Origin of the sequence: Mesorhizobium kowhaii, assembly GCF_042431665.1 — a bacterium.
Lineage (GTDB): Bacteria > Pseudomonadota > Alphaproteobacteria > Rhizobiales > Rhizobiaceae > Mesorhizobium > Mesorhizobium kowhaii.
The window spans coordinates 2,501-6,477 of sequence record NZ_JBHLYT010000121.1; the positions used below are offsets into that span (position 1 = coordinate 2,501).

1 tRNA gene and 2 rRNA genes are annotated in these 3,977 nt (G+C 53.7%); all 3 read left to right on the forward strand.

From position 1 onward, the window contains the following. The first annotated feature begins 290 nt into the window (after positions 1–290). A 23S ribosomal RNA gene (locus ACFFNA_RS35750) occupies positions 291–3,096 on the forward strand. 256 nt (positions 3,097–3,352) lie between these two features. After that, a 5S ribosomal RNA gene (rrf, locus tag ACFFNA_RS35755) occupies positions 3,353–3,467 on the forward strand. Positions 3,468–3,707: 240 nt separating this feature from the next. Continuing rightward, positions 3,708–3,784, forward strand: a tRNA-Met gene (locus ACFFNA_RS35760). Positions 3,785–3,977 lie beyond the last annotated feature (193 nt).

The following is a 3,977-nucleotide window of genomic DNA, read 5'->3' on the forward strand; positions in this document are numbered from 1 at the left end:
GTTTGACATCGTAAAGAGAAGATTTGTTCGAACTTCATGAGCCCAAAAGGTTTGTGATTTGTCGCGGGAGACGCTCAATCTCCCGCATATGATGGGCTTGCCTAACCGCACCCTCGAACCGATCTCGAGAAGCTGGTCTTTTTGTGCCAATTCCATTGAAGCAAGATCCTGCACAGGATCTGGCTCGGGCGACGATCTCTTCGAGATCGCGCGGAAGCAAAGATCCTTCGGGATTGAGCTGAAGCGACGATCCCTTTGGGATCGCGCAGGTGGGTATTGGCAATGAGAACGATCAAGTGTCTTAAGGGCAATTGGTGGATGCCTTGGCATGCACAGGCGATGAAGGACGTGATACGCTGCGATAAGCTACGGGGAGGTGCGAATACCCTTTGATCCGTAGATTTCCGAATGGGGAAACCCACCTAAGGTACTTGGAAAATCAGAGCAGCAGGGCAACTTGCTGCTGTGGTTTCCAAGTATCGATAATAGGTAACTTACCCTGAATACATAGGGGTAAAGTGGCGAACGCGGGGAACTGAAACATCTAAGTACCCGTAGGAAAGGACATCAACCGAGACTCCGGAAGTAGCGGCGAGCGAACCCGGACCAGGCCAGTGGCGATGATGAGACAAGCGGAACCTTCTGGAAAGTAGGGCCATAGTGGGTGACAGCCCCGTACGCGTAATGCAAATCATCGTCCTCGAGTAAGGCGGGACACGTGAAATCCTGTCTGAAATTGGGGGGACCACCCTCCAAGCCTAAGTACTCGTGCATGACCGATAGCGAACTAGTACCGTGAGGGAAAGGTGAAAAGCACCCCGACAAGGGGAGTGAAAGAGTACCTGAAACCGATTGCCTACAAACAGTGGAAGCCCAAGGTTCGTCCTGGGTGACCACGTACCTTTTGTATAATGGGTCAGCGACTTAGTGTGACGAGCAAGCTTAAACCGCTAGGTGTAGGCGCAGCGAAAGCGAGTCTGAATAGGGCGTTCAGTTCGTCGCATTAGACCCGAAACCGAGTGATCTAGCCATGAGCAGGTTGAAGGTAAGGTAACACTTACTGGAGGACCGAACCCATAACTGTTGCAATAGTTCGGGATGACTTGTGGCTAGGGGTGAAAGGCCAATCAAACTCGGAAATAGCTGGTTCTCCGCGAAATCTATTTAGGTAGAGCGTCGACCGAATACCCCAGGGGGTAGAGCACTGGATGGGCTAGGGGTCCTCACCGGATTACCAAACCTAACCAAACTCCGAATACCTGGGAGTACTAGTCGGCAGACACACGGCGGGTGCTAACGTCCGTCGTGAAAAGGGAAACAACCCTGACCTACAGCTAAGGTCCCCAAGTTATGGCTAAGTGGGAAAGGATGTGAGGATCCCAAAACAACCAGGATGTTGGCTTAGAAGCAGCCATCATTTAAAGAAAGCGTAACAGCTCACTGGTCTAAATAAGGGTCTTTGCGCCGAAAATGTAACGGGGCTAAAGCCATACACCGAAGCTTAGGGTTCGTAGCAATACGAGCGGTAGCGGAGCGTTCTGTAAGCTGATGAAGCCATACCCGTGAGGGGTGGTGGAGGTATCAGAAGTGCGAATGCTGACATGAGTAACGTAAGGGGAGTGAGAGACTCCCCCGCCGAAAGACCAAGGGTTCCTGCTTAAAGCTAATCTGAGCAGGGTTAGCCGGCCCCTAAGACGAGGCGGAAACGCGTAGTCGATGGGAACCACGTTAATATTCGTGGGCTTGGAGGTAGTGACGGATCATTGAGGTAGTCCAATCTTATCGGATTGAACGGGCTGCTGCGTGGTTCCAGGAAATAGCTCCTCCTTATAAACCGTACCCGAAACCGACACTGGTGGTCTGGTAGAGTATACCAAGGCGCTTGAGAGAACTATGCTGAAGGAACTCGGCAAATTGCACGCGTAACTTCGGAAGAAGCGTGACCCTTTTCTACGCAAGTAGAGGAGGGTGGCACAGACCAGGGGGTAGCGACTGTTTATCAAAAACACAGGGCTCTGCGAAGTCGCAAGACGACGTATAGGGTCTGACGCCTGCCCGGTGCTGGAAGGTTAAGAGGAGGGGTGCAAGCTCTGAATCGAAGCCCCAGTAAACGGCGGCCGTAACTATAACGGTCCTAAGGTAGCGAAATTCCTTGTCGGGTAAGTTCCGACCTGCACGAATGGCGTAACGACTTCCCCGCTGTCTCCAGCATAGACTCAGTGAAATTGAATTCCCCGTGAAGATGCGGGGTTCCTGCGGTTAGACGGAAAGACCCCGTGCACCTTTACTATAGCTTTACATTGGCATTCGTAGTGGCATGTGTAGGATAGGTGGTAGGCTTTGAAACCTGGGCGCCAGCTCAGGTGGAGCCACCCTTGAAATACCACCCTTATTACTATGGATGTCTAACCGCGGCCCGTTATCCGGGTCCGGGACAATGTATGGTGGGTAGTTTGACTGGGGCGGTCGCCTCCTAAAGAGTAACGGAGGCGCGCGATGGTGGGCTCAGAACGGTCGGAAATCGTTCGCTGAGTGCAATGGCATAAGCCTGCCTGACTGCGAGACTGACAAGTCGAGCAGAGACGAAAGTCGGTCATAGTGATCCGGTGGTCCCGCGTGGAAGGGCCATCGCTCAACGAATAAAAGGTACGCCGGGGATAACAGGCTGATGACCCCCAAGAGTCCATATCGACGGGGTTGTTTGGCACCTCGATGTCGACTCATCGCATCCTGGGGCTGGAGCAGGTCCCAAGGGTATGGCTGTTCGCCATTTAAAGCGGTACGTGAGTTGGGTTCAGAACGTCGTGAGACAGTTCGGTCCCTATCTGCCGTGGGTGTAGGAATATTGAAAGGATCTGTCCCTAGTACGAGAGGACCGGGATGGACGGATCTCTGGTGGACCTGTTGTGGCGCCAGCCGCATAGCAGGGTAGCTATATCCGGACGGGATAACCGCTGAAGGCATCTAAGCGGGAAACCCACCTTAAAACGAGTATTCCCTGAGAACCGTGGAAGACGACCACGTTGATAGGCCGGGTGTGGAAGAGCGGCAACGCTTGAAGCTTACCGGTACTAATAGTTCGATCGGCTTGATCGTTCTCATTCCTTATGCCCATTCCCAGCGCTCACGCATGAGCGGCCCCTACAGGGCCTATGCTCCGCGAGGGCGCCGGACGACCGGCGACGCGCAGTCGCGCTTGCGGGCTTTGCCCGAAAGCCAATTGCAAAACGTCGCCTTGGCACAAAAAAGACCAGCGAACAGCTCCGGGAGAGCGCAAGATAGGTAACCCCTATTCGCTACTCACTATTGGCTATTCGCTCAAAAGCTTCTCGAACAACGTGCGTTTTGCCGACCTGGTGGTTATGGCGGAGCGGCTGCACCCGATCCCATTCCGAACTCGGCCGTGAAACGCTCCAGCGCTGATGGTACTTCGTCTCAAGACGCGGGAGAGTAGGTCGCTGCCAGGTCTGCTAAACGCACGTTGATCTCACATCCAGTATCGAAAATGATATTGGATGGAGAGGAATCTTCTCTCTACGTCCTTGTTGATGCATGTCGTTATCCCAAAACCGCTAAACACTTTTGGGCGACATGCATAAGGCCCGCCAACGGGAGCCCGGGCCGCGAAAGCGGCCCTTTCATTTGGTGAGCCATCTACCTATCTGTAGGCTATCCTATTGTAGGCTTGGGCTTACATCCAAAGGTGACGCGGGGTGGAGCAGCCCGGTAGCTCGTCAGGCTCATAACCTGAAGGTCACAGGTTCAAATCCTGTCCCCGCAACCAAATACAAATACAGCCCGGCTCAGCCCGGGCTGTTTTTGTATCCGGATGACCGTGGGCATGGAACTGAACCCCTCAGGGCCCGCAACGAGGCCAAGCCGACGCCGCGGCACAAAAAAACAAATCCTGTCCCCAAAACCAAATCTTCAAAACACCCGTCAGGCCCCAAGCCGACGGGCGTTTCGATTTTGGACGC